This window comes from Betaproteobacteria bacterium, assembly GCA_016713305.1.
GTDB lineage: Bacteria > Pseudomonadota > Gammaproteobacteria > Burkholderiales.
Genome location: JADJPK010000031.1, coordinates 606,133 through 630,425, shown reverse-complemented (window position 1 = coordinate 630,425; position 24,293 = coordinate 606,133). Strand labels below are relative to the sequence as shown.

Sequence of the window (24,293 nt, the reverse complement as noted above, 5' to 3'; positions counted from 1 at the left end):
ATGGCAAAGCTTTCGAAGCGGGTCAAGACCCTGCGGACCACGGTTGACCGGACCAAGCTCTACGGCGTGGACGACGCGATCGGCCTGGTGAAGCAGAATGCGACAGCCAAGTTCAACGAGTCCATCGACGTCGCGATCAATCTTGGTGTCGACGCCAAGAAGTCGGACCAGGTCGTCCGCGGTTCGGTTGTCCTTCCGCGCGGCACTGGCAAGACCGTGCGTGTTGCCGTGTTCGCGCAAGGTGAGGCAGCCAAGGCGGCTCAGGCCGCTGGGGCCGATCTTGTCGGGATGGAAGACATTGCCGAGCAGGTGAAGGCCGGCAACATCGCTTTCGATGTCTGTATTGCCGCCCCGGATGCCATGCGGGTGGTGGGTCAACTTGGTCAGATCCTGGGGCCGCGCGGCTTGATGCCCAACCCGAAGGTCGGCACGGTGACGCCCAACGTGGCCGAAGCCGTTCGCAATGCCAAGGCTGGCCAGGTCCAATACCGCACGGACAAGGCCGGAATCGTGCAGTGCACGATCGGGCGTGCGTCGTTCGAACCGGTTGCGTTGCGGGAGAATCTGCTTGCCCTCGTCGATGCGCTGAACAAGGCGCGTCCGGCGGCGGCGAAGGGGATCTATCTCCGGAAGATCTCTCTGACAAGCACGATGGGCGTGGGTGTTCGCGTCGATCAGGCGAGTCTGCAGCAGCAAGCATGAACTGATGGATTCGCCCTGCCATGAGGCGGGGCGGAATTGTGAAGACTTTGGGATCGGTCGAAGCCGTCTTCTTGGCCCGATCGATTCGTCAAAGACCGTAGGAGCAACGGTCGCTTAATGAAGGGCTGGTCGCACCAGGGAGCATGTGTTCCGGAAGGTGTGATGGCAGCCCCGAGTCCTACGCAGACGGTGTACCCGAAGCAGGTCGTATATGGCGGTCGCCGAACCTCACGGTGGAGCGACCACTGTTGGCAGTCCTGATCGAAGGTCGCCGTGACAAGGGGGACGGGCCCGAAAGGGTGCTGTACCGATACCCCGTTTCATGTGACAAGCGCAAGGAGGCAAGACCTTGGGTCTGAATCTGGAGCAGAAGAAGGCGGTGGTGGCCGAGGTCGGCGCGAAGGTCGCGCAGGCTCAGGCTATCGTGCTTGCCGAGTATCGCGGCATCGGGGTAGGTGACATGACGAAGTTGCGCGCGAAAGCGCGTGAGTCGGGTGTCTACTTCCGCGTGCTTCGCAATACGCTGGCACGCCGCGCCGTGGCGGAGACGCCGTTCGCCAATCTGGCCGACAAGATGATCGGTCCGCTGGCGTATGGCATGTCGTCCGATCCGGTGGCGGTAGCCAAGGTGATGCACGAGTACGCCAAGGCGAACGACAAGTTCGTCATCCGCGGCGGGGCGATGCCCAATGTGGTGATGGGACCGAAGGAAGTTGCGGCCCTCGCCACCCTGCCAAGCCGCGACGAACTGCTGGCCAAGCTGTTGGGAACCATGCAGGCGCCCATTTCGCAATTCGTCCGCACCTTGAACGAGGTGCCCGGACGATTCGTGCGGACGGTCGCTGCGATTCGCGACAAGAAGGCGGAGCAGCCGGCGTAACCGGTTTTCGGAACACTCATCGACCAATCCAGGCCGGCTTTCGAAGCAGCCGGCACTCGAATCAGGAGCTAACTAGATCATGGCACTGTCCAAAGCAGAAATTCTCGACGCAATTTCCGGCATGACCGTTCTCGAACTGTCCGAACTCATCAAGGAGATGGAGGACAAGTTCGGCGTTTCCGCGGCAGCGGCGGCGGTGGCAGTCGCGGCCCCGGCCGCGGGTGGCGGAGCGGCCCCGGCTGCCGAAGAGAAGACCGAATTCACGGTCGTTCTCGCCAAGACCGGCGACAACAAGGTGAACGTCATCAAGGTCGTTCGCGAAATCACCGGCCTGGGCCTGAAGGAAGCGAAGGACCTGGTCGACGGCGCGCCGAAGCCCGTGAAGGAAGGCGTGCCGAAGGCCGAAGCCGAAGCTGTGGCCAAGAAGCTGACGGATGCGGGCGCAACCGCGGAAATCAAGTAATTACGAATCGGGGAATGTATCAGGACGGGCCGGCGGGAAACCGCCGGCCTGTCGCCACTTGTTGAATACAGCCGTCATCACACAGCCCGCGTCGCGACGCCATCGACCCATTCCGGCCCCAGGGGCACGGAGGGTTGTGTCATGCCTGTCGTATCTGTTGTACCCACACGGCCCTGCCGTGTCCCTCAACTCTCCAGTGGGGTGACCATGAGCTATACCTTCACCGAGAAGAAACGAATCCGGAAGAGCTTCGCCAAGCGCGAAGTGGTGCAGGAAGTACCATACCTGCTCGCCACCCAGATCGAATCTTACGCCCAGTTCCTGCAATCCGACCTCTCCGTGGAGGCGCGGAACAACCAGGGTCTCCAGGCGGCGTTCACATCGATCTTCCCGATCGTCTCGCATTCGGGCAATGCACGCCTCGACTATGTCAGCTACATGCTCGGGACGCCGCCCTTCGACGTGAAGGAATGCCAGCAGCGCGGCTTGACGTTCGCAGCACCCCTGCGGGCGAAGGTCCGTTTGACCATCATGGACAAGGAGGCGCCGAAGCCCACCGTCAAGGAGGTGAAGGAGCAGGAGGTCTACATGGGCGAGATACCGCTCATGACGGACACCGGGTCCTTCATCATCAACGGCACCGAGCGCGTGATCGTCTCCCAGTTGCACCGGTCGCCCGGCGTGTTCTTCGAGCATGATCGGGGCAAGACTCACAGTTCCGGCAAGCTGCTGTTTTCGGCCCGGATCATTCCCTATCGTGGCTCCTGGCTCGATTTCGAATTCGACCCCAAGGACTACCTCTATTTCCGAGTGGACCGCCGGCGCAAGATGCCGGTCACGATCCTTCTCAAGTCGATCGGGATGTCGCCCGAGCAGATACTGAAGGAGTTCTTTGCATTCGACACGTTCCATCTCTCCAATGAGGGCGTTGAATTCGAAGTCGTGCCGGAACGTCTCCGGGGCGAGATCGCCCGGTTCGACATCGTCACGAAGCAAGGCAAGGCGATCGTCCAGCGTGACAAGCGCATCACGGCGCGGCACGTGCGGGAAATCGAGCAGGCAGGCGTTACCCGGGTTCCCATCGGCGAGGATTTCGTGGTGGGCCGCGTGCTCGCCAAGAATGTGATCAATCCGGAAACGGGAGAAATTCTCGCTCAGGCCAACGATGAGTTGACGCCTGACCTCATCGTCAAACTCGCGGGCAACGGCGTTCAGTCGATCCAGACGATCTATACGAATCATCTGGATCAGGGACCCTTCATCTCGCAGACGCTGCGCATCGACGAGACGGTCGATCAGATGACCGCGCAAGTGGCCATCTACCGCATGATGCGCCCGGGCGAACCGCCCACGGAAGATGCCGTCAAGACGCTGTTCCAGGGGCTTTTCTACAATGACGAGCGCTACGACCTGTCCGCTGTCGGCAGGATGAAGTTCAACCGGCGCGTCGGCAGGGAGGAGTTGCTCGGCTCGGGAACGTTGTCGAACGAAGACATCATTGCCGTCATCAAGATTCTCGTGGAACTGCGCAACGGTCGCGGCGAGATCGACGACATCGACCATCTTGGCAACCGCCGGGTCCGTTCGGTAGGTGAACTCGCGGAAAACCAGTTCCGGGCAGGTCTGGTTCGCGTCGAACGCGCAGTGAAGGAGCGCCTGTCACAGGCGGAATCCGAGAATCTGATGCCGCATGACCTGATCAACGCAAAGCCGGTCAGCGCAGCGGTGCGGGAATTCTTCGGTTCCAGCCAGCTGTCCCAGTTCATGGACCAGACGAATCCTCTGTCCGAAGTCACCCACAAGCGGCGTGTCTCGGCGCTCGGGCCGGGCGGTCTTACCCGCGAGCGGGCGGGTTTCGAGGTCCGGGACGTGCATCCCACTCACTACGGCCGGGTGTGTCCGATCGAAACGCCGGAAGGCCCGAACATCGGCCTGATCAACTCGCTGGCGCTGTACGCCAGAACCAACGAATACGGGTTCCTGGAGACGCCGTACCGGGTCGTCCGCGACCGCAAGGTCACGCCGGAAATCCACTTCCTGTCTGCCATCGAAGAAGGGCAGTACGTGATCGCCCAGGCGAATGCGACGGTGGATGGCGATGGCGTTCTGATGGATGAACTCGTTTCCTGCCGCAATCACAACGAGTTCGCGCTGGCCGCACCCGACAAGGTGCAGTACATGGACGTGGCGCCTTCGCAGATCGTGTCCGTGGCCGCTTCGTTGATTCCGTTCCTGGAGCACGACGACGCGAACCGAGCCTTGATGGGTTCGAACATGCAGCGTCAGGCGGTCCCGTGTCTGCGTGCCGAGAAGCCTCTCGTGGGCACGGGCATCGAAAGAACCGTGGCTGTCGACTCCGGCACGGCAGTCCAGGCTCGGCGCGGTGGCGTGGTGGATTACGTGGATGCCAGCCGTATCGTCGTTCGGGTCCATGATGACGAGGCGTTGGCAGGCGAGGTGGGCGTCGACATCTACAATTTGACCAAGTACACGCGTTCCAACCAGAACACCAACATCAATCAGCGGCCGGTCGTTCGCGCGGGTGACATCATCGCCCGGGGAGACGTGATCGCCGACGGTGCCTCGACCGACATGGGTGAACTGGCGCTCGGGCAGAATCTGCTCGTGGCGTTCATGCCCTGGAACGGCTACAACTTCGAGGATTCGATCCTCATTTCCGAACGTGTGGTGGCGGATGACCGCTTCACCTCGATCCACATCGAGGAACTGACGGTCGTCGCGCGTGACACCAAGCTGGGGCCCGAGGAGATCACGCGCGACATCTCCAACCTGTCCGAGGCTCAGCTTGCGCGCCTGGACGAGTCGGGCATCGTCTACATCGGTGCGGAGGTGGAAGCAGGTGATGTCCTCGTGGGCAAGGTGACCCCCAAGGGAGAAACCCAGCTCACTCCGGAAGAGAAGCTGTTGCGGGCCATCTTCGGCGAGAAGGCGTCCGACGTGAAGGATACGAGCCTGCGCGTGCCCTCCGGCATGTCAGGCACGGTCATCGACGTTCAGGTCTTCACCCGCGAAGGCATCGAGCGCGACAAGCGCGCTCAGCAGATCATCGATGACGAACTGCGCCGCTACAAGACGGATCTGCACGATCAGCTGCGCATCGTCGAGGGAGACTCGTTCGCACGGATCGGGCGGCTGCTCCTGGGCAAGGTGGCCAACGGCGGGCCCAAGAAGCTCGCCAAGGGCACCAAGATCACGCAGGCTTACCTGGACGACAACGAGCGCCACTCGTGGTTCGACATCCGGCTCGCCGATGACGAGGCGCAGGCCCAGCTGGAACAGCTGAAGGACGGTCTTTCGCAGAAGCGCACCGAGTTCGACGCAGCGTTTGAAGAGAAGAAGCGGAAGTTGACGAGCGGTGACGAGCTTCCGCCTGGCGTGCAGAAGATGGTGAAGGTGTATCTGGCGGTGAAGCGCAGGTTGCAGCCCGGCGACAAGATGGCCGGCCGCCACGGGAATAAGGGTGTGATCTCCAAGATCGTGCCGATCGAGGATATGCCTCATACGGCCGAAGGGACGCCGATGGACATCGTGCTCAACCCCCTCGGTGTGCCGTCGCGGATGAACGTGGGTCAGATTCTCGAGACCCATCTGGGCTGGGCGGCGAAAGGCCTGGGACACCGGATCAACGCCATGCTGGTGGCTCAGGCGAAGATCGCCGACCTGCGCAAGGCGCTGGAACTCATCTACAACTCGAGCGGACGTCAGGAAGATATCGGGGCGCTGACGGACGTCGAAGTGGTCGAGCTGTGCCGGAACCTGTCGAAGGGCGTGCCCTTCGCCACCCCGGTGTTCGACGGGGCGACGGAAAGCGAGATCAAGACGATGCTGGAACTCGCGGGCCTGCCCAAGAGCGGACAGATCGCGCTTTTCGACGGCCGGACGGGGGAGTCCTTCGAACGTCCTGTCACGGTGGGCTACATGCATGTGCTGAAGCTGCACCATCTGGTCGACGACAAGATGCATGCCCGATCGACCGGACCGTACTCGCTGGTCACGCAACAGCCTCTGGGCGGCAAGGCGCAGTTCGGTGGCCAGCGCTTCGGCGAGATGGAGGTGTGGGCCCTCGAAGCCTACGGTGCTTCCTACGTCCTGCAGGAGATGCTCACCGTCAAGTCCGATGATGTGACCGGCCGGACCAAGGTCTACGAGAACATCGTGAAGGGCGAGCACAAGATCGATGCGGGCATGCCCGAATCGTTCAACGTGCTAGTGAAGGAAATCCGTTCTCTGGCGATCGACATCGATCTCGATCGCTACTAAGGAGTCGCACATGAAAGCGCTACTCGATTTGTTCAAGCAGGTCACGCAGGAAGAAGAGTTCGACTCGATCAAGATCGGGCTGGCCTCGCCCGAGAAGATCCGGTCCTGGTCGTACGGCGAGGTCAAGAAGCCGGAGACGATCAACTACCGGACTTTCAAGCCTGAGCGTGACGGACTGTTCTGCGCCAAGATCTTCGGTCCGGTGAAGGACTACGAGTGCCTGTGCGGCAAGTACAAGCGGCTCAAGCACCGCGGTGTGATCTGCGAGAAGTGCGGCGTCGAAGTCACGCTGTCGAAAGTGCGCCGTGAGCGGATGGGACACATCGAGCTGGCGAGCCCGGTGGCTCACATCTGGTTCCTGAAGTCGCTGCCCTCCCGGCTTGGCATGGTGCTGGACATGACGCTTCGCGACATCGAGCGGGTCCTGTACTTCGAAGCCTACGTGGTGACCCACCCCGGAATGACGCCATTGCAGGCCGGGCAGCTCCTGACCGAGGACGACTACCTGGCGAAGGTCGAGGAGTATGGCGACGAGTTCTCAGCTGCCATGGGCGCCGAGGGCGTGCGCGCCCTGTTGCGAAATCTCGATCTGAATCGCGAGATCGACCGCCTGCGCAAGGACCTCGCCGCGACGGATTCCGAAACCAAGATCAAGAAGATCGCCAAGCGTCTCAAGGTTCTCGAGGCGTTCCAGAAATCCGGCATTAAGCCCGAATGGATGGTGATGGAAGTTCTTCCGGTTCTTCCGCCGGAGCTTCGTCCTCTCGTGCCGCTGGACGGTGGCCGCTTCGCCACGTCGGATCTCAACGATCTCTACCGGCGGGTGATCAACCGCAACAACCGCCTCAAGCGTCTGCTGGAACTGAAGGCGCCAGAGATCATCGTGCGCAACGAGAAGCGGATGCTGCAGGAAGCCGTGGACTCGCTCCTCGACAACGGGCGCCGCGGCAAGGCGATGACCGGTGCGAACAAGCGGCCGCTCAAGTCCCTGGCCGACATGATCAAGGGCAAGGGGGGCCGATTCCGTCAGAACCTGCTGGGCAAGCGCGTCGACTATTCGGGCCGATCAGTGATCGTGGTCGGTCCTCAGCTCAAGCTGCACCAATGCGGCCTGCCCAAGAAAATGGCGCTGGAACTGTTCAAGCCGTTCATCTTCCACAAGCTCGAGATTCTCGGTCTCGCGACGACGATCAAGGCGGCCAAGCGGTTGGTCGAAGCCGAGGTGCCGGAGGTATGGGACATCCTAGAAGAGGTGATCCGTGAACATCCGGTGCTGCTCAATCGTGCGCCGACGCTGCACCGTCTCGGCATCCAGGCCTTCGAGCCGGTGCTGATCGAAGGGAAGGCAATCCAGCTGCACCCGCTCGTCTGTGCGGCGTTCAACGCCGACTTCGACGGCGACCAGATGGCCGTTCACGTGCCGCTGTCCCTCGAGGCCCAGATGGAAGCACGCACGCTCATGCTTTCGTCGAACAACGTGCTATCCCCCGCCAACGGCGATCCGATCATCGTTCCTTCGCAGGACATCGTGCTGGGTCTGTACTACGTGACCCGCGAGAGGGTGCGGGCGCGCGGCGAGGGTATGTCCTTCATCGATGTCTCCGAAGTGGCGCGCGCCTACGAGACGCGTCAGGTGGACGTGAATGCGCGCATCCGCGTGCGCATCCGCGAGCAGGAGTTCGCGGAGGACGGCTCCTTGCGTGACAAGCTGACCCGTTACGAGACGACGGTCGGCCGCGCCCTGCTGTCCGAGATACTTCCCCCGGGGCTGCCCTTCAGCACCATCAACAAGGCGCTCAAGAAGAAGGAAATCTCGCGTCTCATCAATGCCGCCTTCCGCCGCTGCGGTCTTCGCGAGACGGTGATTTTCGCGGACAAGCTGATGTACACGGGCTTCTCCATGGCGACGCGTGCAGGCGTGTCCATCTGCGTGGACGACATGCGGGTGCCGCCGCAGAAGGACGAAATCATCGCCTCGGCCGAAAAGGAAGTGCAGGAGATCGAGGCTCAGTACACCTCAGGTCTCGTGACCCAGGGCGAGCGCTACAACAAGGTGGTGGATATCTGGGGCCGCGCTGGCGACATGGTGGCGAAGGCCATGATGGAGCAGCTCGGATCGGAGCCGGTCACCGGTGCCGCAGACAGCGGGGATGTCGTCCAGCTGAAGGACGACAAGGGCAATCCGATGTTCCAGGAATCCTTCAACTCCATCTACATGATGGCGGATTCCGGAGCGCGGGGATCCGCTGCCCAGATCCGCCAGCTGGCGGGTATGCGGGGTCTGATGGCTAAGCCTGACGGCTCCATCATCGAGACGCCGATCACGACCAACTTCCGTGAAGGCCTCAACGTTCTGCAGTACTTCATCTCCACTCACGGAGCGCGGAAGGGACTGGCCGACACGGCGCTGAAGACAGCGAACTCGGGATATCTGACGCGCCGCCTCGTGGATGTCACGCAGGATCTCGTGGTGACGGAAGACGATTGCGGCACGACCAACGGCGTGGCGATGAAGGCGCTCGTGGAAGGCGGTGAAGTGGTCGAGGCCCTGCGTGAGCGGATCCTCGGCCGGGTCGCTGCCCTGGATCTCGCCAGCCCGGAATCCGGCGACGTGGTCATCCCCGCCGGAACCCTGCTTGACGAAGAGGCGGTCGATACCATCGAAAGCCTGGGTATCGACGAGGTCAAGGTCCGCACGCCGCTCACCTGTGACACCCGCTACGGATTGTGTGCCAAGTGCTACGGACGCGATCTCGGTCGGGGGATGCTGGTGAATGTCGGCGAAGCCGTGGGTGTGATCGCCGCGCAGTCGATCGGTGAGCCAGGCACCCAGCTCACCATGCGGACTTTCCACATCGGTGGAGCGGCATCGCGGACGGCCGTGGCCAGCCAGATCGAGAGCAAATCGAATGGAACTGTCCGCTTCTCGCCCCTCATGCGTTACGTGACGAACGCGCGCAACGAACAGGTGGCCATCTCGCGCTCGGGCGAAGTGCTCATCCTCGACGACAACGGTCGCGAGCGCGAGCGTCACAAGGTGCCCTACGGCGCGACGGTTCTGGCTCCAGACGGTGCCAAGGTGAAAGCCGGTACGGTGCTGGCGACATGGGATCCGCATACCCGCCCGATCATTACCGAGTACGGCGGACGCGTGCGGTTCGAGAACGTCGAGGAAGGTGTCACCGTGGCGAAGCAGATCGACGAAGTCACCGGTCTGTCGACGCTGGTCGTGATCGACCCCAAGCGCCGTGGAAGTGCTCAGGCGAAGGGCGTCCGGCCGCAAGTGAAGCTCCTCGACCAGAACGGGATCGATCTCAGGCTCCCGACCACCGACCAGCCCGTCGTCTACACGTTCCAGATCCATTCCATCATCACCGTGAAGGATGGGCAGGAGGTGGGGGTGGGTGAGGTGCTCGCCCGGATCCCCCAGGAATCGGCAAAGACCAAGGACATCACGGGAGGTCTGCCTCGCGTTGCGGAGCTGTTCGAGGCGCGGTCTCCCAAGGACGCGGCAGTTCTTGCCGAGGTCACCGGAACGGTGTCCTTCGGCAAGGATACGAAGGGCAAGCAGCGTCTGATCATCACCGACCTGGACGGCATCGGCCACGAATTCCTGATTCCGAAGGACAAGCATGTTCTGGTGCACGACGGGCAGGTGGTGAACCGCGGCGAGGAGATCGTCGAAGGCGATCCGGAACCGCACGACATCCTCCGGTTGCGGGGAATGGAGGCACTGGCCCGGTACATCACGGACGAGGTGCAGGAGGTCTACCGCCTGCAGGGTGTGCGCATCAACGACAAGCACATCGAAGTCATCGTCCGCCAGATGCTCCGGAGAGTTCAGATTGTCGATGCGGGCGATTCCCGTTTCATCCCGGGAGAGCAGGTCGAGCGTGCGGACGTCCTGGAAGAAAACGATCGCGTCCAGGCCGAGGGCAAGGTTCCGGCTACCTACGAGTACTTGCTGCTGGGGATCACCAAGGCTTCCCTGTCCACGGACGCCTTCATTTCGGCCGCATCCTTCCAGGAGACGACCCGGGTGTTGACCGAAGCAGCCATCATGGGCAAGAAGGACGACCTCCGTGGCCTGAAGGAGAACGTGATCGTGGGCCGCTTGATTCCTGCCGGCACCGGGCTGGCCTACCACAATTCGCGGAAGAAGGGACAGGAACTGACGGAACAGGAAGTATTCGTCGGGGAGGGTTCCACCGAGGAAGCCGGGTTGTCCGCGGACAATCAGCAGGTTGCTTGACGGAGCCAGCGCGGCCCCTTAAACTCCGCAGTCTTTTTACCCGGGCTCGTCCCTTCACGGGCCCGCCACTCTGAAAGCTACCGGGACGGCTCACTCAGCCGTCCCGGCTTTTTGGACCTCGAGAAATGCCGACAATCAGTCAGTTAGTGCGCAAGCCGCGTACTCGTCAGCCGTCCAAGAGCAAGGTTCCCGCGCTTGCCGGCTCGCCACAGCGGCGGGGTGTGTGCACTCGCGTGTACACCACGACCCCCAAGAAACCGAACTCCGCGCTCCGAAAGGTCGCGAAGGTGCGTCTGACCAACGGCTTCGAGGTGATCAGCTACATCGGGGGCGAGGGACACAACCTTCAGGAGCACTCGGTCGTGCTGATCCGGGGTGGCCGGGTCAAGGACCTCCCGGGTGTGCGTTACCACATCGTGCGCGGCAGTCTTGACACCTCCGGGGTGAAGGACCGCAAGCAGAGTCGGTCGAAGTACGGCGCCAAGCGCCCGAAGTAAGTCGACCCCATCATCGAAGCCAACGGGAATTAGGAGCAACTCATGCCGCGCCGTCGTGAAGTTCAGCGCCGCGAGATCCTGCCGGATCCGAAGTTCGGAAGCCAGGATGTCTCGAAGTTCGTCAACGTGTTGATGACAAGCGGGAAGAAGTCCATCGCCGAAAGCATCATGTACCGCGCTCTCGAGCATATCGGCAAGAAGACGGGCAAGGACCCGCTCGAAGTCTTCACTCAGGCGCTGCAGAACGTCAGGCCGGTCGTTGAGGTCAAGAGCCGTCGCGTGGGCGGGGCCAACTATCAGGTTCCGGTGGAAGTCCGTGCGGTCCGCCGCACCGCGCTCGCGATGCGCTGGCTGCGCGAGGCGGCTCGCAAGCGGAGCGAGAAGTCCATGGGCGCGCGGCTGGGCGGGGAATTGGCGGAAGCGGCTGAGGGGCGGGGCGGCGCGATGAAGAAGCGCGATGAAGTCCACCGGATGGCCGAGGCCAACAAGGCGTTCTCTCACTATCGTTTCTAAGGTGCGCGCGGCAACACGGCCGCGCGCGGTTCCGCGCCCACAGGGCGCCGGACGTCTATGAAGGTCTGACTTATGGCACGCTCCACACCCATCGACAGGTATCGCAACATCGGCATCATGGCGCACATCGATGCCGGCAAGACGACGACCACCGAACGAATCCTTTTCTACACCGGTGTCTCGCACAAGATCGGCGAGGTGCATGATGGTGCCGCCGTGATGGACTGGATGGAGCAGGAGCGCGAGCGTGGAATCACCATCACGTCGGCGGCCACGACCTGCTTCTGGAAGGGGATGGAGAACAACTATCCCGAGCACCGCATCAACATCATCGATACGCCTGGTCACGTGGACTTCACCATTGAAGTCGAGCGTAGTCTGCGCGTGCTCGATGGCGCGTGCACCGTGCTGTGTGCCGTTGGCGGGGTGCAGCCCCAGACCGAAACCGTCTGGCGGCAGGGCAACAAATACAAGGTCCCGCGTCTTCTGTTCGTCAACAAGATGGACCGCCAGGGCGCGAACTTCATGCGCGTGCACGATCAGGTCAAGCAGCGCCTGAAGGCGCTGCCTGTGCCGATCCAGCTGCCCATCGGTGCGGAAGAGAAGTTCGAGGGCGTGATCGACCTCGTGAAGATGAAGGCGATCTACTGGGATGAGTCGTCGCAAGGCATGCGTTTCGAGGAGCGCGAGATTCCGGCAGAGCTCAAGGATGACGCCGCGAGCTGGCACGAGAAGATGGTGGAGGCCGCGGCCGAAGCCAACGAGGAGCTGATGAACAAGTACCTGGAGGAAGGCGATCTCTCCCTGGCGGAAGTGAAGACGGGTCTGCGTCTGCGCACCATCGCCAACGAGATCTTCCCCATGTTGTGTGGCTCTGCGTTCAAGAACAAGGGTGTCCAGGCCATGCTGGACGCCGTCATCGACTACCTGCCTGCGCCGGTGGACATTGCCGCCGTGTCGGGAACGCTCGAGAACGGCGAGCCGTCCAGCCGGAAGGCGAGCGACGAAGAGCCGTTCGCGGGTCTCGCGTTCAAGATCATGACCGATCCGTTCGTCGGTCAGCTCATCTTCTTCCGTGTGTACTCGGGCGTGGTCAATTCCGGCGACACCATCTATAACCCGATCAAGCGCCGCAAGGAGCGGATTGGCCGGATTCTCCAGATGCACGCCAATCAGCGGGAAGAAATCAAGGAAGTCCGTGCGGGCGATATTGCTGCCGCGGTGGGTCTGAAGGAAGCCACGACGGGCGACACCATCTGTGATCCGGACAAGATCATCGTCCTTGAGAAGATGGAGTTTCCAGAGCCCGTCATTCACGTGGCCGTCGAGCCCAAGACGAAGAGCGACCAGGAGAAGATGGGGATTGCGCTGAACCGGCTCGCCCAGGAAGACCCGTCGTTCCGGGTGCGTACCGATGAGGAGTCCGGTCAGACCATCATCTCCGGCATGGGCGAACTGCACCTCGAGATCATCGTCGATCGCATGAAGCGCGAGTTCAGCGTGGAGGCGAACGTGGGTGCCCCCCAGGTGGCCTACCGCGAGGCGATCCGCAAGCAGGTCGAGGTCGAAGGCAAGTTCATCAAGCAGTCCGGTGGCAAGGGGCAGTACGGTCACGTCTGGCTGAAGATGGAGCCGTCCGAGCCTGGCAAGGGCTTCGAGTTCGTCGACGCGATCAAGGGCGGTGTCGTGCCCCGTGAATACATTCCCGCCGTGCAAAGGGGGCTGGAGGATACTCTCCCCAACGGAGTGCTGGCCGGGTTCCCTGTGGTCGATGTGAAGGTGACCCTGTTCGACGGCTCCTACCATGAGGTGGACTCGAGCGAAAACGCCTTCAAGATGGCGGCCTCCATCGGCTTCAAGGATGGTATGAGAAAGGCCAATCCGGTGCTTCTGGAGCCTATGATGGCTGTCGAGGTCGAGACGCCCGAAGAGTTCATGGGGAACGTGATGGGGGATCTCAACTCCCGTCGCGGCATCATTCAGGGAATGGAAGATCTCGTGTCGGGCATCAAGGCGATCAAGGCCGAAGTGCCGCTCGCGGAGATGTTCGGTTATTCCACGTCGTTGCGTTCCGCCACGCAAGGTCGCGCCACCTACACGATGGAGTTCAAGCATTACTCCGAGGCGCCAAAGAATGTCGCGGAAGCGGTGATCAACAAGAAATAACTTTCTGACTCAGAGGACGCATCATGGCTAAGGGCAAGTTTGAGCGGACGAAGCCGCACGTGAACGTGGGGACGATAGGTCACGTGGACCATGGGAAGACGACGTTGACGGCGGCGATCACGACGGTGCTGTCGACGAAGTTTGGTGGAGAGGCGAAGAAGTACGACGAGATCGATGCGGCGCCGGAGGAGAAGGCGCGTGGGATCACGATCAACACGGCGCACGTGGAGTATGAGACGGAGAACCGGCACTATGCGCACGTGGACTGTCCTGGTCATGCGGACTACGTGAAGAACATGATCACGGGTGCGGCGCAGATGGACGGGGCGATATTGGTGGTGAGTGCGGCGGACGGGCCGATGCCGCAGACGCGGGAGCACATACTGCTGGCGAGGCAGGTGGGGGTGCCGTACATCATCGTGTTCATGAACAAGGCGGACATGGTGGATGACAAGGAGTTGCTCGAGCTGGTGGAGTTGGAGGTTCGGGAGCTGTTGTCGAAGTATGAGTTTCCTGGGGACGACACGCCGATCGTGATTGGATCGGCGCTGAAGGCGTTGGAAGGGGACAAGGGGGATTTGGGCGAAGGGGCGATCATGAAGCTGGCGGCGGCGCTGGACAGCTACATTCCTGAGCCGAAGCGGGCGTTGGACGGGACGTTTTTGATGCCTGTGGAAGACGTGTTTTCGATCTCTGGACGTGGGACGGTGGTGACGGGGAGGATCGAGCGCGGGATCGTGAAGGTGGGAGACGAGATTGAGATCGTGGGCTTGAAGCCGACGACGAAGACGGTGTGCACGGGTGTGGAGATGTTCCGGAAGCTGCTGGATCAGGGGCAGGCTGGGGACAACGTAGGGGTGCTGCTGCGCGGGACGAAGCGAGAGGAAGTGGAGCGTGGTCAGGTGTTGGCGAAGCCTGGGAGCATCACGCCGCACACGAAGTTCACGGCGGAGATTTACGTGCTGAGCAAGGAAGAAGGGGGGAGGCACACGCCGTTCTTCAATGGGTATCGGCCGCAGTTTTATTTTCGGACGACGGACGTGACGGGGTCGATTGAGTTGCCGTCTGGGACGGAGATGGTGATGCCTGGAGACAACGTGTCGATCACGGTGAGCCTGATTCAGCCGATTGCGATGGAAGAAGGGCTGAGGTTTGCGATACGGGAAGGCGGTCGCACGGTAGGTGCGGGCGTCGTGGCCAAGATCATCGAGTAATGCGGCCGGCCGGGGCGGGCTCGCGAGAGTCCGCCGGACGGCTGAAAGCACAGTCGGAAACGGAACATGCAAAGCCAAAAAATCAGGATTCGCCTCAAAGCGTTCGACTATCGGCTCATCGACCAGTCGTCAATGGAGATCGTCGAAACGGCTAAGCGCACCGGGGCGGTCGTTCGCGGCCCGGTTCCGCTGCCCACCCGCATCGAAAGGTTTGACGTGCTGCGATCCCCGCACGTCAACAAGACGTCGCGTGACCAGTTCGAGATTCGCACGCACCTGCGGTTGATGGACATCATGGACCCCACGGACAAGACCGTGGACGCGCTGATGAAGCTGGACCTTCCCGCGGGAGTGGACGTAGAGATCAAGTTGTAAGCACTGAACTCCGTTGACCGGCTTCGCCGGTGAACGGTCGGATGTGGTTGTGGGATTTCAACGCTGGCCAATTGCAGCCGGCCCCTTACCAAGAGGGCAATAAACATGAGTCTGGGATTACTCGGACGGAAGGTGGGCATGACGCGCATCTTCACCGATGACGGAGATTCCGTTCCGGTGACGGTGCTGGATGTGTCCAACAACCGTGTCACACAAGTCAAGACGCCTGCCATCGACGGGTATTCGGCCGTCCAGGTCGCCTACGGCGTGCGACGTCCTTCACGTGTCAACAAGGCCTCTGCAGGTCACTTTGCCAAGGCTGGCGTTCAAGCCGGCTCGATGCTTCGAGAATTCCTCGTCTCCGAGGAAGATGCCGCGGCGCTCAAGGCCGGTTCTCAGATCGGCGCGGCGCTGTTCAAGGTCGGGGCCAAGGTCGATGTCCAGGGTACCACTTCGGGCAAGGGCTTCAGCGGCGTTATCAAGCGTCACAACTTCTCTTCGAACAGGGCGAGCCACGGCAACTCTGTTTCGCACAACAAGCCCGGCTCCATTTCCATGGCGCAGGACCCCGGTCGTGTGTTCCCCGGCAAGCGCATGGCCGGTCACTATGGCTCGGTAACGCGAACGGCACAGAACCTGGAAGTGGTTCGCGTGGATGAAGAGCGTCAGCTGCTTCTCGTGAAAGGATCGATTCCCTCCGCCAAGGGCGGGGACGTGATCGTCCGACCGGCAGTGAAGGGGGGCGCCTGATGGAACTCAAGATGATCGACGCGCAAGGGCAGTCTTCCGGGAGCGTGAATGCCTCCGACAGCCTTTTCGGCCGCGACTACAACGAACCGCTGATTCATCAGATCGTGACGGGATTTCTTGCCAACGCAAGACAGGGCACCCGGGCTCAGAAAGCACGGTCCGACGTGAACAAGAGCACGAAGAAGCCGTGGAAGCAGAAGGGCACGGGTCGTGCGCGTGCAGGCATGGCATCCAGCCCGCTGTGGCGGGGCGGCGGCAGGATCTTCCCGAATCTTCCCGAGGAAGACTTCAGTCACAAGATCAACAAGAAGATGTATCGCGCCGGAATGTGCTCGCTCTTCTCGCAGCTTGCCCGCGAAGGTAGGCTGAGCGTCGTCGACGGGATTTCCGTCGATGCGCCGAAGACGAAGCTTCTTGCCGAGAAGGTCAAGGGGATGGGATTCGAGCGGGTTCTCATCATCACTGACGAGATCGACGACAACCTTTATCTGTCGGCCCGCAATCTTCAGAACGTGCTGGTGCTGGAACCCCGGCAGGCTGACCCCGTGAGCCTGCTTCGCTTCGAGCACACCGTGCTCACGAAGGCGGCGGTGGCCAAGCTTGAGGAGATGCTGTCATGAGTTTCAGTCAGGAACGTCTGCTGCAGGTGTTGCTCGCACCTCAGATCTCCGAAAAGAGCACCTATGTGGCCGACAAGTTCGACCAGATCATTTTCAAGGTGGCCCGTGATGCCACCAAGCCCGAAGTAAAGGCTGCGGTGGAGTTGCTCTTCAAGGTCGAGGTCGAGGGCGTGCAGATCTCGAACGTAAAGGGCAAGACCAAGCGCTTCGGTCGTTTCATCGGTCGGCGCGATCACTGGAAGAAGGCTTATGTGTCACTGAAGCCGGGCCAGGAAATCGATTTCACCGGCGGGGAGGTCAAGTAAATGGCACTCGTCAAAGTCAAGCCGACCTCGGCCGGGCGTCGAGCGGTCGTCAAGGTGGTGAACAAGGATCTGTGGAAAGGCAAGCCGGTCGCCAAGCTGACCGAGAAGCAGAAATCCACGGCTGGTCGCAACAGCAAAGGTCACATCACCACCCGCCACAAGGGCGGAGGGCACAAGCACCACTATCGCGTCGTGGACTTCAAACGCGACAAGGACGGTATCCCCGCCGTGGTGGAGCGGCTCGAATACGACCCGAACCGTAGCGCTCATCTTGCGTTGTTGTGCTACGCGGACGGCGAACGACGTTACGTCATCGCACCGAAGGGTATCGCGAAGGGTGCGCAATTGATGAGCGGGAGCGATGCCCCCATCAAGGCAGGAAACACCATGCCACTCCGGAACATTCCGGTTGGCTCCACCATACATTGTGTGGAAATGCTGCCTGGCAAGGGTGCGCAGATTGCGCGGGCCGCCGGGACTTCTGTACAACTGTTGGCACGGGAAGGATCGTATGCGCAGCTGCGTCTGAGATCCGGAGAGATTCGCCGGGTGCATGTCGACTGCCGAGCCACGCTTGGAGAAGTGGGTAACGAGGAAAACAATCTTCGTTCCATCGGCAAGGCGGGAGCACAGCGCTGGCGTGGCATTCGTCCGACGGTGCGCGGTGTGGCCATGAACCCCATCGATCACCCGCATGGCGGTGGCGAGGGCAAGACGGCCGCCGGTCGCGATCCCGTGAGTCCCTGGGGTACGCCGGCCAAGGGCTTCAAGACCCGTCGCAACAAGCGTACTCGCACGATGATCGTGCGTTCCCGTCACAAGAAATGAGAGGTTAGGACATGGCGCGTTCCATCAAGAAGGGTCCGTTCGTCGACCTCCATCTCCTGGACAAGGTGGAGAGTGCGCGGGCCGGCAACGACAAGCGACCGATCAAGACATGGTCCCGGCGTTCGACGGTGCTGCCTGATTTCGTCGGCCTGACGATTGCGGTTCACAACGGTCGCCAACACGTCCCCGTGTTCGTGACCGAAAACATGGTGGGGCACAAGTTGGGCGAATTCGCACCCACTCGAACCTTCAAAGGGCATGCGGCCGACAAGAAAGCCGCGCCCGGCAAGAAGTGAGGCGATGAGCATGAACGTCAAATCGACATTGCGCGGCGTACGGTTATCCGCGCAGAAGGGGCGGCTGGTCGCAGACCAGATTCGTGGTCTTCCGGTGGACCGCGCGCTCAACATCCTCAGCTTCAGCCCCAAGAAGGGCGCCGCGATTTTGCGGAAGGTGCTCGAGTCCGCGATCGCGAACGCCGAACACAACGAGGGTGCGGATATCGACGAGTTGAAAGTCACCAGCATCCATGTGGAGCAGGGGCCGACGCTCAAGCGGTTCACGGCACGGGCCAAGGGGCGCGGCAATCGCATCTCCAAGCCCACCTGCCACATTTATCTGACCGTCGGGGACGAACCCGGCCGTGCCAGGGCATAGGGGATAGTTCATGGGACAGAAGATTCATCCGACTGGCTTCCGGCTGGGCGTCCAGCGCAACTGGGCGTCAAAGTGGTACGCCAACAGCAAGAATTTCCCGGAGATGCTGAAGGAGGACATCAAGGTCCGCAGTTTCCTTCGCAAGAAGCTCTCGCATGCGGCAGTCAGCAAGGTCATCATCGAGCGCCCCGCCAAGAATGCGCGAATCACCGTGTTCTCGGCGCGCCCCGGAGTGGTCATCGGCAAGAAGGGCGAGGACATCGAAAGCCTGCGGGGTCAGCTGCAACGGCTCATGGGTGTCCCGGTCCACGTGAACATCGAGGAAGTGCGCAAGCCTGAACTGGATGCGCAATTGATCGCGGACTCCATCGCGGCGCAGCTGGAGAAGCGGATCATGTTCCGTAGGGCAATGAAACGTGCCATGCAGAACGCAATGCGTCTGGGTGCGCAAGGCATCAAGATCATGAGCGCCGGACGGCTCAACGGCATCGAGATCGCCCGTACCGAGTGGTACCGCGAGGGACGCGTGCCACTGCACACCTTGCGGGCGGATATTGATTACGGCTTCTCGGAAGCGAAGACCACCTACGGCGTCATTGGCATAAAGGTTTGGGTGTTCAAGGGCGAGGTTCTGGGGCGCGGTGAGCAGCCCGCGGCGCCAGCGCCGGTCGAGCCCGAGCGCAAGTCGAGGAAATCGGGAGCGAAGAATGCTGCAGCCAGCTAGAACCAAATACCGCAAACAGCAGAAGGGCCGGAATACCGGCATTGCCACGCGCGGCAACAAGGTGAGCTTCGGTGAATATGGACTGAAGGCCATTGGGCGTGGTCGCCTGACGGCGCGCCAGATCGAGGCTGCGCGTCGAGCGATGACCCGGCACATCAAGCGTGGTGGTCGGATCTGGATCCGGATCTTCCCGGACAAGCCAATCTCCTCCAAGCCTGCGGAAGTCCGGATGGGTAACGGGAAGGGAAACCCCGAATATTTCGTTGCCGAAATCCAGCCGGGCAAGGTGCTGTACGAAATGGACGGTGTCGACGAAGTGCTTGCACGGGAGGCATTCCGCCTCGCGGCGGCCAAGTTGCCGATTGCCACGACCTTTGTTTCCAGGCAGGTGGGGTCATGAAAGCCAAGGACCTGCGGGGCAAGAACCCCGCCGAACTCAAACAGGAACTGGAATCGTTGCTCCGGGCGCAGTTCAGCCTGCGCATGAGGCATGCGACACAGCAACTCACGAACACGAGCGAGATCGGAAAAGTCCGCAAGGACATCGCGCGGGTGCGCACCCTGATCGGCGAGACGGCGAGGAAGGCATGAGCGAATCCACCATAACCCGCAAGCTGACTGGTCGCGTCGTCAGCGACAAGATGAACAAGACGGTGACGGTTCTCGTCGAGCGCCGAGTGAAGCATCCCTTGTACGGCAAGGTGATGATCCGCTCCCAGAAGTACCATGCGCACGATGAGAACAACGAATTTCACCCTGGCGATGTCGTCATGATCCAGGAATGCCGGCCTCTGTCTCGAACAAAGGCATGGAAGGTAGTGAGTCTGGTGGAAAAGGCTCGCGAAGCCTCTTGAACTGCTTGCGTTCGTTGGTCGTACCAGCGTACACTGCTCGACTTTTCGGCCGCCACCTCTTCGGGTGGCGGTTCATCCCGTACGGGATCCAAAACTGCCTGAGCCGGGCGTCTGCCTAACGGCGCAGGGTAAGTTGGAGCGAGGACAACCATGATACAGATGCAGTCCATTTTGGACGTCGCGGACAATACTGGTGCGCGTTCGGTCATGTGCATCAAAGTGCTTGGCGGCTCGAAGCGCCGGTATGCCGGCATCGGAGACGTCATCAAGGTCAGCGTGAAGGACGCAGCCCCGCGTGGACGCGTCAAGAAGGGCGAGATCTATAACGCCGTCGTCGTTCGTACCGCCAAGGGCGTGCGCCGTCAGGACGGTTCGCTCGTGCGTTTCGACACCAACGCGGCCGTTCTTCTCAACAACAAGCTCGAGCCGATCGGAACCCGTATCTTCGGACCCGTGACGCGCGAACTGCGAACGGAACGATTCATGAAGATCGTTTCGCTCGCGCCTGAAGTCATCTGATCGGGAGGCATCCGTGCGCAAGATTCGCAAGGGTGACAACGTCGTGGTCATCACCGGCAAGGACAAGGGCAAGCGAGGCTCCGTTCTGCAGGTGGTGGACCTGGAACGCTTGGTGGTAGAGGGCATCAATCGGGTGAAGAAGCACCAGAAGCCTAATCCGATGCGTAACCAGCCGGGTGGCATCGTCGAGATGGAAAAGGCGATTCATGTATCCAACGTGGCAATCGTCAATCCGGCCACGCAACAAGCTGATCGAGTCGGTTTCCGGATCCTGGACGACGGTCGCAAGGTTCGCGTGTTCAAATCGAACGGCGAAATGATCGACGCCTAAGGAGCGGACATGGCGCGTTTACAGCAGTTCTACAAGGATACGGTCGTGCCGCAACTGATGGGTCAGTTCGGTTACAAGACCAAGATGCAGGTACCCCGCATCGAGAAGATCGTCCTCAACATGGGTGTGGGCGAAGCGGTCGCGGACAAGAAGATCATGGACAACGCCGTCGCCGACATGGCGAAGGTGGCGGGCCAGAAGCCGGTGATCACGAAGGCTCGCAAGGCGATTGCCGGTTTCAAGATTCGCCAGGGATATCCGGTCGGCTGTTCCGTCACTCTGCGCCGGCAGCAGATGTACGAGTTCCTGGATCGATTCGTGTCCATAGCGTTGCCTCGAGTGCGCGATTTCCGCGGCCTGTCGCCGCGTGGATTCGATGGCCGTGGCAACTTCAACATGGGCATCAAGGAGCAGATCATTTTCCCGGAGATCGATTACGACAAGGTCGACGCTCTGCGGGGAATGAACATTACCGTTACGACCACCGCGAAGACGGACGAAGAAGCCAAGGCGCTTCTCATCGCCTTCCGTTTTCCGTTCAGGAGCTAGGCGGCATCATGGCAAAGATCTCTCTGGTGAATCGCGAAGAAAAGCGCCGGGCGGTGGTTAAGAAGTACGCTGGCAAACGTGCGGAGCTGATGGCGGTCATTCAGGACGGAAAGGCGTCGGAAGACGATAAGGCGGTGGCGCGCGAGAAACTCCAGGCATTGCCGCGCAATTCGAGCCCGGTAAGACTGCGCAATCGATGTGCCCTGACCGGGCGTCCGCGCGGATTCTTCCGGAAATTCGGGCTCGCGCGAAACAAAGTTCGCGAGATTGCGATGCGTGGCGAAATTCCCGGCCTCACCAAGGCCAGCTGGTAAGAGGAGGATCGAGATGAGCATGAGCGATCCCGTGGCGGACATGCTGACCCGTATCCGAAACGGTCAGGGTTCAGAGAAGCGCACCGTAAGCATGCCTTCGAGCAAGCTCAAGGTGGCCATAGCACGAGTTCTGAAGGACGAGGGTTACATCGAGGATTTCGGTGTCCGCGAAGATGATGGAAAGCCCGTGCTGGACATCGGATTGAAGTACTACGCCGGGCGTCCCGTGATCGAGCGCATCGAGCGTGTCAGCCGCCCCGGCCTTCGGATCTATCGTGGCTCCAAGGATATCCCGCAGGTAATGAACGGCCTGGGTATCGCGATCGTGTCTACGTCGAAGGGCGTGATGACGGATCGCAAGGCGCGCGCTGGCGGTGTCGGTGGCGAAGTGCTTTGTATCGTCGCGTGAGGGAAGGGCAATGTCTCGTATAGCAAAGTATCCCGTCCCTGTCCCTGCGGGCGTGGACGTGAAGATCGACGCGCAGGCGATCTCGGTGAAGGGCCCTCTTGGCACGATAACGCAGGCTCTTACCGGCGATGTCGTCATCAAGAACGAAGAGGGAAAGCTCACCTTTGTCGCCGCGAGCGAATCTCAGCATGCCAAGGCGATGTCCGGAACGTTGCGGGCGTTGGTGGCAAACATCGTCACCGGTGTGACCAAGGGTTTCGAGCGGAAGCTGCAGCTGGTCGGCGTGGGGTATCGAGCACAGGCCCAAGGCGACGCGCTGAATCTGTCGCTTGGTTTTTCGCACCCGGTCGTGCACAAGCTGCCGGTGGGCGTGAAGGCGGAAACGCCCACCCAGACGGAAATCATCATCAAGGGCACCGACAAGCAGCAGGTCGGCCAGGTCGCCGCGGAGATCCGCGCGTACAGACCTCCCGAGCCGTACAAGGGCAAGGGGGTTCGATATGCGAACGAGGTCGTGGTGATCAAGGAAACGAAGAAGAAGTGATGAGGACGCGCAAATGATCACGAAGAAAGAAGCCCGGTTGCGCCGTGCGCGTCAGACGCGAGCGAAGATTGCCGAACTCAAGGCGCTTCGTTTGAGCGTTCACCGGTCCAACCTGCACATCTACGCCCAGGTCATCGATGCCACTGGGTCCGTGGTTGTGGCCTCCGCCTCCACGCTCGAAGCCGAAGTGCGAGGCCAGGTCAAGCGGGGTTCCACCGTCGAGGCGGCGAAAATCGTGGGCAAGCGAGTGGCCGAGCGCGCCATCGCCAAGGGTGTCAACCAGGTGGCGTTCGATCGGTCCGGATTCCGGTTCCACGGTCGTGTGAAGGCGCTGGCGGACGCGGCGCGCGAAGCCGGTCTGCAGTTCTGAGGAGTTAACGGAAATGGCGAGAGGCGCAAGGAACGTACAGGGCTCCGAAGAACGGACGGACGGTCTGCGGGAAAAGATGGTCGCCGTGAATCGTGTTACCAAGGTCGTGAAGGGCGGTCGGATTCTCGGTTTCGCCGCGCTTACGGTCGTTGGTGATGGCGACGGTGGAATCGGCATGGGCAAGGGCAAGGCCCGCGAGGTGCCGGTTGCCGTCCAGAAGGCGATGGAAGAGGCTCGCCGCAAGATGGTGAAGGTGAGCCTCAAGAATGGCACGCTGCAGCACGCGGTCATCGGCGAACACGGTTCTTCGCGCGTGCTCATGCAGCCCGCGTCGGAAGGTACCGGGATCATCGCGGGCGGGCCGATGCGCGCCGTCTTCGAAGTGATGGGTGTGACCAACGTGCTGGCCAAATGCCTGGGATCTACCAATCCCTACAACGTTGTCCGGGCCACCATCAAGGGGCTCACCGACATGAACACTCCCTCCCAGATTGCTGCCAAGCGCGGCAAGACGGTGGAAGAGATCCTGGGGTAAGCCATGGCTGCCGATCAAGGAAAGAAGACGGTCAAAGTCACGCTCGTGAAGAGCGTCATCGGGACGCGCGAATCTCATCGTGCCACGGTGCGTGGACTCGGTCTGCGTCGCATGAATCAGTCCTCGGTTCTGGAAGACACGCCTGCCGTGCGTGGGATGATCCAGAAGGTGCGTTATCTCGTGAAGTGCGAGGGTTAAGGCATGAAACTGAATGGAATAAAGCCGGCCGATGGCGCCAAGCACGCGAAGAAGCGTGTGGGGCGGGGCATTGGCAGTGGCCTTGGCAAGACTGCCGGTCGGGGACACAAGGGACAGAAGTCCCGGTCGGGCGGGTTCCACAAGGTCGGTTTCGAAGGCGGGCAGATGCCGTTGCAGCGCCGCTTGCCGAAGCGGGGCTTCACGTCCTTGACCGCTGATTCGGTCGCGGAGGTTCGGCTTGGCTCTCTCGCCGGCATCGAGACGGCGGGAATCGACCTGGGGGTCTTGAAGGCCGCTGGACTGGTGCCGGCGGGAGCAAAGTCTGCGAAGGTGTTTCTGGCGGGTACCATCGACCGTGCAGTCACGCTCACCGGTATCAAGGCGACCAAGGGTGCCCGGGCGGCCATTGAGGCGGCGGGTGGCTCCGTCGCCGAGGCCTGAAG

Annotated in this window: 30 protein-coding genes; all 30 read left to right on the top strand. The window is 61.3% G+C overall.

Annotated features, from left to right (window positions below; translation table 11 throughout):
• Positions 1 to 702 (top strand): 50S ribosomal protein L1, encoded by a 702-nt coding sequence (rplA, locus tag IPK20_24495; GenBank protein ID MBK8019533.1) that lies wholly within the window; start codon positions 1 to 3, stop codon positions 700 to 702.
• A gap of 349 nt (positions 703 to 1,051) precedes the next feature.
• Positions 1,052 to 1,582: a 50S ribosomal protein L10 gene (gene rplJ / locus IPK20_24490; GenBank protein MBK8019532.1), complete on the top strand. Its 531-nt coding sequence runs from the start codon at positions 1,052 to 1,054 to the stop codon at positions 1,580 to 1,582.
• A gap of 79 nt (positions 1,583 to 1,661) precedes the next feature.
• A complete protein-coding gene (gene rplL, locus IPK20_24485) occupies positions 1,662 to 2,045 on the top strand; it encodes a 50S ribosomal protein L7/L12 (protein ID MBK8019531.1) in 384 nt (127 codons plus the stop codon).
• A 207-nt stretch (positions 2,046 to 2,252) separates the two neighbouring features.
• Positions 2,253 to 6,326, top strand: a complete 4,074-nt coding sequence (gene rpoB / locus IPK20_24480; GenBank protein ID MBK8019530.1) for a DNA-directed RNA polymerase subunit beta — start codon at positions 2,253 to 2,255, stop codon at positions 6,324 to 6,326.
• 10 nt (positions 6,327 to 6,336) lie between these two features.
• Positions 6,337 to 10,578, top strand: a complete 4,242-nt coding sequence (gene rpoC / locus IPK20_24475; protein MBK8019529.1) for a DNA-directed RNA polymerase subunit beta' — start codon at positions 6,337 to 6,339, stop codon at positions 10,576 to 10,578.
• Positions 10,579 to 10,703: 125 nt separating this feature from the next.
• The gene (gene rpsL / locus IPK20_24470; GenBank protein MBK8019528.1) at positions 10,704 to 11,075 is read left to right on the top strand and encodes a 30S ribosomal protein S12; all 372 of its coding nucleotides are present in this window, start codon (positions 10,704 to 10,706) and stop codon (positions 11,073 to 11,075) included.
• A 42-nt stretch (positions 11,076 to 11,117) separates the two neighbouring features.
• Positions 11,118 to 11,588, top strand: a complete 471-nt coding sequence (gene rpsG, locus IPK20_24465) for a 30S ribosomal protein S7 (protein MBK8019527.1) — start codon at positions 11,118 to 11,120, stop codon at positions 11,586 to 11,588.
• Positions 11,589 to 11,660: 72 nt separating this feature from the next.
• Positions 11,661 to 13,754 carry an elongation factor G gene (gene fusA / locus IPK20_24460; GenBank protein ID MBK8019526.1) on the top strand — a complete coding sequence of 698 codons (2,094 nt, stop codon included), beginning with the start codon at positions 11,661 to 11,663 and terminating at the stop codon, positions 13,752 to 13,754.
• A 23-nt stretch (positions 13,755 to 13,777) separates the two neighbouring features.
• Positions 13,778 to 14,968 (top strand): elongation factor Tu, encoded by a 1,191-nt coding sequence (gene tuf, locus IPK20_24455; GenBank protein MBK8019525.1) that lies wholly within the window; start codon positions 13,778 to 13,780, stop codon positions 14,966 to 14,968.
• A 66-nt stretch (positions 14,969 to 15,034) separates the two neighbouring features.
• Positions 15,035 to 15,343, top strand: coding sequence for a 30S ribosomal protein S10 (rpsJ, locus tag IPK20_24450; GenBank protein ID MBK8019524.1), 309 nt, complete (start codon positions 15,035 to 15,037; stop codon positions 15,341 to 15,343).
• A 105-nt stretch (positions 15,344 to 15,448) separates the two neighbouring features.
• Positions 15,449 to 16,093, top strand: coding sequence for a 50S ribosomal protein L3 (rplC, locus tag IPK20_24445; protein ID MBK8019523.1), 645 nt, complete (start codon positions 15,449 to 15,451; stop codon positions 16,091 to 16,093).
• A complete protein-coding gene (gene rplD, locus IPK20_24440; GenBank protein MBK8019522.1) occupies positions 16,093 to 16,713 on the top strand; it encodes a 50S ribosomal protein L4 in 621 nt (206 codons plus the stop codon). Before rplC ends, rplD begins: the two co-directional genes overlap by 1 nt.
• Positions 16,710 to 17,018 carry a 50S ribosomal protein L23 gene (gene rplW / locus IPK20_24435; protein MBK8019521.1) on the top strand — a complete coding sequence of 103 codons (309 nt, stop codon included), beginning with the start codon at positions 16,710 to 16,712 and terminating at the stop codon, positions 17,016 to 17,018. The genes rplD and rplW overlap by 4 nt, the downstream gene beginning before the upstream one ends.
• Positions 17,019 to 17,846: a 50S ribosomal protein L2 gene (gene rplB, locus IPK20_24430; protein ID MBK8019520.1), complete on the top strand. Its 828-nt coding sequence runs from the start codon at positions 17,019 to 17,021 to the stop codon at positions 17,844 to 17,846. It abuts the gene before it with no gap.
• Positions 17,847 to 17,857: 11 nt separating this feature from the next.
• Positions 17,858 to 18,142 carry a 30S ribosomal protein S19 gene (rpsS, locus tag IPK20_24425; protein ID MBK8019519.1) on the top strand — a complete coding sequence of 95 codons (285 nt, stop codon included), beginning with the start codon at positions 17,858 to 17,860 and terminating at the stop codon, positions 18,140 to 18,142.
• 10 nt (positions 18,143 to 18,152) lie between these two features.
• Positions 18,153 to 18,503 (top strand): 50S ribosomal protein L22, encoded by a 351-nt coding sequence (gene rplV, locus IPK20_24420; GenBank protein ID MBK8019518.1) that lies wholly within the window; start codon positions 18,153 to 18,155, stop codon positions 18,501 to 18,503.
• Positions 18,504 to 18,513: 10 nt separating this feature from the next.
• A complete protein-coding gene (gene rpsC / locus IPK20_24415; GenBank protein MBK8019517.1) occupies positions 18,514 to 19,227 on the top strand; it encodes a 30S ribosomal protein S3 in 714 nt (237 codons plus the stop codon).
• A complete protein-coding gene (gene rplP / locus IPK20_24410; protein ID MBK8019516.1) occupies positions 19,211 to 19,627 on the top strand; it encodes a 50S ribosomal protein L16 in 417 nt (138 codons plus the stop codon). The genes rpsC and rplP overlap by 17 nt, the downstream gene beginning before the upstream one ends.
• Positions 19,624 to 19,818 (top strand): 50S ribosomal protein L29, encoded by a 195-nt coding sequence (rpmC, locus tag IPK20_24405; GenBank protein MBK8019515.1) that lies wholly within the window; start codon positions 19,624 to 19,626, stop codon positions 19,816 to 19,818. The genes rplP and rpmC overlap by 4 nt, the downstream gene beginning before the upstream one ends.
• The gene (gene rpsQ / locus IPK20_24400; GenBank protein ID MBK8019514.1) at positions 19,815 to 20,081 is read left to right on the top strand and encodes a 30S ribosomal protein S17; all 267 of its coding nucleotides are present in this window, start codon (positions 19,815 to 19,817) and stop codon (positions 20,079 to 20,081) included. The genes rpmC and rpsQ overlap by 4 nt, the downstream gene beginning before the upstream one ends.
• Positions 20,082 to 20,231: 150 nt before the next feature.
• Complete coding sequence (rplN, locus tag IPK20_24395; GenBank protein MBK8019513.1) at positions 20,232 to 20,600, top strand: 50S ribosomal protein L14; 369 nt, start codon at positions 20,232 to 20,234, stop codon at positions 20,598 to 20,600.
• 13 nt (positions 20,601 to 20,613) lie between these two features.
• Positions 20,614 to 20,931 carry a 50S ribosomal protein L24 gene (gene rplX / locus IPK20_24390; protein MBK8019512.1) on the top strand — a complete coding sequence of 106 codons (318 nt, stop codon included), beginning with the start codon at positions 20,614 to 20,616 and terminating at the stop codon, positions 20,929 to 20,931.
• A 9-nt stretch (positions 20,932 to 20,940) separates the two neighbouring features.
• Positions 20,941 to 21,480, top strand: a complete 540-nt coding sequence (rplE, locus tag IPK20_24385; protein MBK8019511.1) for a 50S ribosomal protein L5 — start codon at positions 20,941 to 20,943, stop codon at positions 21,478 to 21,480.
• An 8-nt stretch (positions 21,481 to 21,488) separates the two neighbouring features.
• On the top strand, positions 21,489 to 21,794 hold the full coding sequence (gene rpsN / locus IPK20_24380) for a 30S ribosomal protein S14 (GenBank protein ID MBK8019510.1): 306 nt from the start codon (positions 21,489 to 21,491) through the stop codon (positions 21,792 to 21,794).
• Between the two features lie 13 nt (positions 21,795 to 21,807).
• On the top strand, positions 21,808 to 22,203 hold the full coding sequence (gene rpsH, locus IPK20_24375; protein MBK8019509.1) for a 30S ribosomal protein S8: 396 nt from the start codon (positions 21,808 to 21,810) through the stop codon (positions 22,201 to 22,203).
• Between the two features lie 10 nt (positions 22,204 to 22,213).
• Positions 22,214 to 22,747, top strand: a complete 534-nt coding sequence (gene rplF / locus IPK20_24370; protein ID MBK8019508.1) for a 50S ribosomal protein L6 — start codon at positions 22,214 to 22,216, stop codon at positions 22,745 to 22,747.
• Between the two features lie 13 nt (positions 22,748 to 22,760).
• Positions 22,761 to 23,117 carry a 50S ribosomal protein L18 gene (rplR, locus tag IPK20_24365; GenBank protein ID MBK8019507.1) on the top strand — a complete coding sequence of 119 codons (357 nt, stop codon included), beginning with the start codon at positions 22,761 to 22,763 and terminating at the stop codon, positions 23,115 to 23,117.
• Positions 23,118 to 23,130: 13 nt separating this feature from the next.
• Positions 23,131 to 23,652: a 30S ribosomal protein S5 gene (rpsE, locus tag IPK20_24360; protein ID MBK8019506.1), complete on the top strand. Its 522-nt coding sequence runs from the start codon at positions 23,131 to 23,133 to the stop codon at positions 23,650 to 23,652.
• A 3-nt stretch (positions 23,653 to 23,655) separates the two neighbouring features.
• Positions 23,656 to 23,850, top strand: coding sequence for a 50S ribosomal protein L30 (rpmD, locus tag IPK20_24355; protein MBK8019505.1), 195 nt, complete (start codon positions 23,656 to 23,658; stop codon positions 23,848 to 23,850).
• 3 nt (positions 23,851 to 23,853) lie between these two features.
• Complete coding sequence (gene rplO / locus IPK20_24350) at positions 23,854 to 24,291, top strand: 50S ribosomal protein L15 (protein MBK8019504.1); 438 nt, start codon at positions 23,854 to 23,856, stop codon at positions 24,289 to 24,291.
• Positions 24,292 to 24,293 lie beyond the last annotated feature (2 nt).